At 63.5% G+C, this 6,031-nt stretch carries 7 protein-coding genes and 1 pseudogene; 6 read left to right on the forward strand and 2 right to left on the reverse strand.

What is annotated here, in order from left to right:
* Positions 1-63: 63 nt before the first annotated feature.
* Together Y703_RS0106905 and Y703_RS0106910 are read right to left on the reverse strand one after the other, a co-directional pair.
* A complete protein-coding gene (locus Y703_RS0106905) occupies positions 64-765 on the reverse strand; it encodes a hypothetical protein (RefSeq protein WP_026552117.1) in 702 nt (233 codons plus the stop codon).
* Positions 762-1,052 carry a PadR family transcriptional regulator gene (locus Y703_RS0106910; protein ID WP_081743427.1) on the reverse strand — a complete coding sequence of 97 codons (291 nt, stop codon included), beginning with the start codon at positions 1,050-1,052 and terminating at the stop codon, positions 762-764. Before Y703_RS0106910 ends, Y703_RS0106905 begins: the two co-directional genes overlap by 4 nt.
* A 332-nt stretch (positions 1,053-1,384) precedes the next feature.
* On the opposite strand from Y703_RS0106910, the gene paaA reads away from it, so the two are divergent.
* From paaA to Y703_RS18495, 6 genes and pseudogenes are all read left to right on the forward strand, one after another.
* Positions 1,385-2,380 (forward strand): 1,2-phenylacetyl-CoA epoxidase subunit PaaA, encoded by a 996-nt coding sequence (paaA, locus tag Y703_RS0106915; protein ID WP_026552119.1) that lies wholly within the window; start codon positions 1,385-1,387, stop codon positions 2,378-2,380.
* Positions 2,381-2,728: a 1,2-phenylacetyl-CoA epoxidase subunit PaaB gene (paaB, locus tag Y703_RS0106920; protein WP_026552120.1), complete on the forward strand. Its 348-nt coding sequence runs from the start codon at positions 2,381-2,383 to the stop codon at positions 2,726-2,728.
* Entirely contained in the window at positions 2,725-3,549 is an 825-nt protein-coding gene (gene paaC / locus Y703_RS0106925) for a 1,2-phenylacetyl-CoA epoxidase subunit PaaC (RefSeq protein WP_026552121.1), read from the forward strand. Before paaB ends, paaC begins: the two co-directional genes overlap by 4 nt.
* A 77-nt stretch (positions 3,550-3,626) precedes the next feature.
* Positions 3,627-4,091 (forward strand): 1,2-phenylacetyl-CoA epoxidase subunit PaaD, encoded by a 465-nt coding sequence (paaD, locus tag Y703_RS0106930; RefSeq protein ID WP_051427379.1) that lies wholly within the window; start codon positions 3,627-3,629, stop codon positions 4,089-4,091.
* The gene (paaE, locus tag Y703_RS0106935) at positions 4,092-5,264 is read left to right on the forward strand and encodes a 1,2-phenylacetyl-CoA epoxidase subunit PaaE (protein ID WP_026552123.1); all 1,173 of its coding nucleotides are present in this window, start codon (positions 4,092-4,094) and stop codon (positions 5,262-5,264) included.
* 253 nt (positions 5,265-5,517) lie between these two features.
* Positions 5,518-6,031: pseudogene (locus Y703_RS18495) on the forward strand (transposase family protein); the annotation flags it as partial.

Below are 6,031 nucleotides of genomic sequence, written 5' to 3' on the forward strand. Positions count from 1 at the left end.
CGCCGGTTCATGTCCGACGACGGCGGCAGTACCTGGGGAAACCTGTATGCCCCTGGCGGCTGGCTAGATGAGAAGGGACCCAGCGGTAAAGATACCCGCGCCGATGGTCATCAGCCACGGCACGGTGGCGACCATCACGCGTTCCACGGCCGTTTCCTGCTCCGGAACGCCAGCATCGGCGAGCCGCACAATCCCTTCACTGCTATTGATCGATGCACGGATCCAGAATCCTGCGCCGATGATCAGGGCGCCCGACAGGATCGAGGCGGGAACGACTGAGACTTCCCACAAAGGAAGACCGAGGAGCCTCGGCAGGACCGAGGCCAGGATGCCAAGGCCGACGACCGCCAGCCAGATCGCTAGCAGTACCCACCACTTCTTCACCACCGTGAAAATGTTCTTCGCAACCAGGAGCATGGTGAGTCCGAGAACCAGGAACATCGCGAACTCGACCCCGCTGAAGCTCACCGGTTCGCGCTGGGTCGCAGCTGAGATCGAGGGGAAATAGATCACCAGGCCGAGGATGCCCAGCAACGCGGGGATAAGTATTCGCGGGAACCCTGGTTCCGGGGCGGTGGGCAGCTCGAGGGCATGCGCGTAGGCCACCGGGTCACCGAAGGCCTCTTCCGCCGACTCCCCACTGTCAGCGAGGTGTGACTCGACTGATGCTTTGGCGTCGCCAATGCTGCGCCCATCCACTCCCTGGTGTGAGAGCTCCAGGACAAAATCCGTCAGCCACTGCTGGTCTTGTTTGATCTCATTCACCGCGGGTCTCCGTTCAGATGGGTCAGTGTCTGGGTAGTAAAGGCGCGCCAGTCGGCGATCTGTCGGGTCAGTTCTGCCCGGCCGGCGTTCGTGAGGGAGAAGTATTTGCGGCCGGGGCCGCCGTCGCCGGCCCGCCACTCGGTAGTGACCAGTTCGGCCGACTCAAACCTGGTGAGCAGTGGGTACAGAGTGCCGCCCTTGATCGAGCCGAGCCCTGCTTCCTCCAGAGCCGTGGCGATCGCGTAGCCATAGGTCGGCCCGGCGTCGAGGACTTTGAGCACACTCATGCCCAACGCGCCGCGCGTCCACTCGCTGGGCCACTGTTTTGCGTTCACAGCTATATAGTTGCACTAACTAGTCAGGCTGTCTACCTAGTGACTACGCGGGCCGGATACCCCACCTTCTGGAGGTAAAGTGCGTGTCGGGCGCGACACTCCGATATTTTGCCGCCGACGGCCGAGGTGACTGGGGGTCCGGTGCGGGAGCGAGGCCATGACGACGATAAACCCGCGGCTGCTGTTGACTGTCCGGCCACCCTCCCGATATCCTGAACGAACGGTCGGTTATTAATCTGCGGCCGACACCGCGTCCCATTGACGCTCACAGTGAGGTGACCACCATGGCAGCAGCACCAGCGGTTGACCAGATGCCGTCCGAGACTCAGGACGAGCAGGCTGGACGCGAGCAGTTCGACCGGCTCATCAGCGAGGATTCCCGGATCGAGCCGCGTGACTGGATGCCAGAGGCTTACCGGAAGACGCTCGCCCGTCAGATTTCCCAGCACGCCCACTCCGAGATCATCGGTATGCAGCCCGAAGCCAACTGGATCTCGCGTGCGCCATCCCTCAAGCGCAAAGCCATCCTCATGGCCAAGGTCCAGGACGAGGCGGGCCACGGCCTGTATCTGTACTCCGCTGCAGAAACCCTCGGTACGCCCCGGGACAAGATGACCGAGGACCTGATCGCCGGCAAAGCCCGGTACTCGAGCATCTTTAATTACCCGGCCGTGACCTGGGCCGACATGGGTGCGATCGGTTGGCTGGTAGACGGCGCCGCGATCGCCAATCAGGTGCCCCTCTGCCGGGCCTCCTACGGCCCCTATGGCCGTGCCATGGTGCGCATCTGCAAGGAAGAGTCCTTCCACCAGCGCCAGGGCTTCGAGATCCTGCTGGAACTCGCCAATGGCACGCCGGCGCAGAAGGAAATGGCTCAGGACGCCGTCAACCGCTGGTACGCACCGTCGCTGATGATGTTCGGCCCGCCCGACGACGATTCGCCGAATTCCAAACAGTCGATGGCCTGGAACATCAAGCGCTTCTCCAACGACGAACTGCGCTCACGCTTTGTCGGCATGATGGTGGAACAGGTCAAGGTCCTGGGCCTGACCCTCCCTGACGATGAGATCCGCTTCAACGAGGACACCCAGCAGTGGGAGCATGCTCCCCTGGACTGGGATGAATTCAAGGAAGTCCTCGCCGGCCGGGGGCCCTGCAACGCGCAGCGGATGGAACGCCGTCGTGAAGCCCACGAGGACGGCGCCTGGGTGCGCGAAGCAGCAGCAGCCTACGCTGACAAGCAGGCACTCGAAGCAGCAACACAGCAGAAGGCGGCCTAGATGACCGGCGGGTCAACGACTGGTGATGACGGATCCACAGCACCAGCACCCGAGACCCCCCAGAAGCGCCAGCCATGGCCCCTCTGGGAGGTATTCGTCCGATCGTCGCGCGGGTTGTCGCACGTACACGCCGGATCGCTCCACGCGCCTGATGCCCAGATGGCGGTCCGGAATGCCCGGGACCTGTATACCCGGCGCAACGAGGGTGTGAGCCTCTGGGTGGTGCCGGCGTCGTCAATGATCACCAGCGATCCGGACGCCAAGGGACAGTTCTTCGAATCTCCACAGGGTAAGGACTACCGGCACGCCACTTACTACACGAAGAGCGACGGAGTGAAGCACCTGTGAGCGAATCGAATGCCAGCGCCACCCGAATCATACCGGGCAACGCGCTCCGGCCCGAGGATATCGCCGCAGCGGATCTCAAGCCGAGCACCGACATCGCCGAATATGCTTTGCGTTTGGGGGACGACTCACTGCTTTTGGCTCAGCGGCTCGGCTGGTGGATTTCGCGGGCCCCGGAGTTGGAGGAGGACGTAGCACTCGGCAATATCGCCCTGGACCTGATTGGCCATGCCCGCTCCTTCCTCAGCTACGCAGGACACGGCCTGGACAAGACCGAAGACGATCTTGCCTACTTCCGCCGCGAACCGGAATTCCGCTGCGCCCACCTCTTCGTCCAGCCCAATGGCGACTTCGCGCGGACCATCGCCCGCCAGCTGCTGGTCTCCCACTACCAGTTCGAGCTCTACTCCCGGCTTCTGAAGTCCACTGATCCCACCCTCGCCGCGATCGCGGCGAAGGCCGTCAAGGAAGTGGACTATCACCGCGACCACAGCAGCCAGTGGGTGCTGCGCCTTGCCCTTGGCACCGACGAGTCCCGCCGCCGCATGATTGCCGGCCTTAAACTGACCTGGCCCTACGTGGAGGAGCTGTTCGTCGACGACCAGCTCCTTGACACACTCGGCGACGCAGCCGTCCGGCCCAGTACCCTCCGCGCATCGTTCGACTCCCTCATCACCGCCCTGCTCACCGAGGCCGAACTGGAGGTCCCCGACGTGCCGGCAGCGATCGGCGGGGGCCGTAGTGGCAAGCACAGCGAACATCTCGGTTACCTGCTGGCTGAAATGCAGGTGCTCGCCCGTGAGCACCCCGGCGCCACCTGGTAACGGTGGCAGCACTAGTGAACACGAACACCGCCAGTACCAACACCGCGCACCGTCCGGCTGACGACGGCGCGGGCGCCGTGTGGGACATCGCCGCCACAGTGGTCGACCCCGAGATTCCCGTCCTCACCATCGAGGATCTAGGCATTCTCCGGCAGGCGCTGGTCGACGACGACGGAGCTGTCACTGTCACCATCACTCCCACCTACTCGGGGTGTCCTGCGATGGACGCGATCCGTGACGACGTCGTCAGCGCGCTCGCCGACCACGGCTACCAGAATGTTCAGGTCCGTCTTACCCTGGCGCCGGCCTGGACCACCGACTGGATGACCAACGCCGGCAAAGCGAAACTGGCGGAGTACGGGATTGCTCCGCCAACCGGTCACGCCGCTGCAGGGCCAATCCGTGTTGGCCTGAGCGTAAAATGCCCTCAGTGCTCGTCCCTCAATACCCGAGAACTCACCCGCTTCGGTTCCACCTCCTGCAAGGCGCTCTACGTCTGCCAGGACTGCAAGGAACCTTTCGACTACTTCAAGGTGCTCTAGATGGCAGTCAAGCTCGCCCCGTCCACCCAACGCCGAACGGCCTTCAACGAGCTCACTGTCGCCGAAGTCCGGCGGCTCACCGGCGACGCCGTCGAGGTCACCTTCGCCGTGCCGGAGCACCTGGCCGGCAAATATGACTACCTGCCGGGACAGTATGTTGCGCTTCGAACGACACTCGATGTTGATGGCAAACCGGTTGAGGTGCGTCGGAGCTATTCCATCTGCGCCGAGCCCCGGCCCGGGGAGATCCGGGTCGCCATCAAGAAGGATCTCGGTGGGGTCTTCTCCAGCTGGGCGAATGAGTCGCTGAAGGCCGGTGATCGGCTCGACGTCATGAGCCCCATGGGGCAGTTCATTTCGAAGCATGAAATGAACGAACTCAACCAGCCCGAACACCTGCGGCAGAATCTCGACGTCGCTGGGGAGAGCACCTTCGTCGCAGTGGCCGCCGGCTCGGGCATCACACCGGTGATCGCCATTGCCCGCACGGTCCTCGCCGCGAGCGACAACGTACGCTTCGACCTGATCTACGCCAACAAAGCCGCCATGGATGTGATGTTTCTCGAGGAGCTTGCCGACCTGAAGGACCGCTACCCGGCGCGGTTCGCGCTGCACCACGTGCTGTCCCGGGAGCAGCGCATCTCCCCGTTGCTGAGCGGCCGGATTGATGCGGACAAGCTGCAAAAACTGCTGGGCACCGTGATCCGCACCGACGACGTCGACGAATGGTTCCTCTGCGGCCCGTTCGAACTCGTCCAGCTGTGCCGCGACACACTCGGGGAGCGCGGCGTCGCTCAGGAGAAGATCCGGTTCGAACTTTTCTCCACCGGCGAACCCGCTCGACCGGAGGGCCAGATCGGCCGTCCGGTCCGGGCCGACGACGGCGGCGAGAACTACACCATTTCCTTCAACCTTGACGGACTGCTGGGCAAGGTGGCAAGCCCCACCCACGCGAGGGAATCCATCCTCAACGCTGCCCTGCGGGTCCGGCCAGACGTCCCGTTCGCCTGTGCTGGCGGTGTCTGTGGGACATGCCGCGCAAAACTGGTTTCCGGCACGGTGGAGATGGAAGAAAACTACGCATTGGAACCTGACGAGATCGAGAAGGGCTACGTGCTCACCTGCCAGTCCCGTCCCACCAGTGAAGCGGTATCGGTGGATTACGACGCCTAGGGTGGTCTTTCCAAAATAATCTCCTCCTTCTGCATCCATGAGGCCCACCCTTCCGGTAGTACCGGGTGTAAGCATCAGCTGGAGGCCCCTGGGGCCCGAATGAGGAGCAAAAAATGCGAAAGAGCCTTTATGGGCTCATCGCAATTGAGGGTGTAGTCGGGGTGTGAGCGGGATGGGCGCGTCGGTCACGGGATAGGGGTCGAGGTTTTCCGATGATGGAAGTTCTCACGCTCGCCATCCGGAAGACCTCAACGTGCTCAACGCTACCTTCGCTGCACCCGATCTGAGCACGTTCTGCCGACTCGATGAACTCGGTCTGGAAGCTATCGGTCAGGAGGTGAAGCCCGATGGTGCGGTGCTGGTTTGCGAGGTAGTGGAACCGGACTCGTGGTGCCGGCGCTGCGGAGCCCAAGGCACTGCACGGGACATGGTGACCCGCCGCCTGGCGCACGAACCGTTCGGCTGGCGGCCAACGACGCTGCTGATCCGGGTCCGCCGCTACCGGTGCACCGGATGCGCTCACGTGTGGCGGCAGAACACCGCTAAGGCCGCCGAGCCGCGGGCGAAACTCTCCCGACGGGGTCTGCGCTGGGCGCTGGCCGGGATCGTGTGTCAACACCTCACCGTCGCCCGGGTCGCCGAGGGCCTTGGGGTGTCGTGGAATACCGCGAACACCGCGGTCCTGGCCGAGGGAAAGCGGGTCTTGATCGATGACCCGCTCCGGTTCGAGAGGGGTGAAGGTGATCGGCGTCGATGAGCACGTGTGG

Source organism: Arthrobacter sp. H20 (assembly GCF_000520515.1).
Lineage (GTDB): Bacteria > Actinomycetota > Actinomycetes > Actinomycetales > Micrococcaceae > Arthrobacter_D.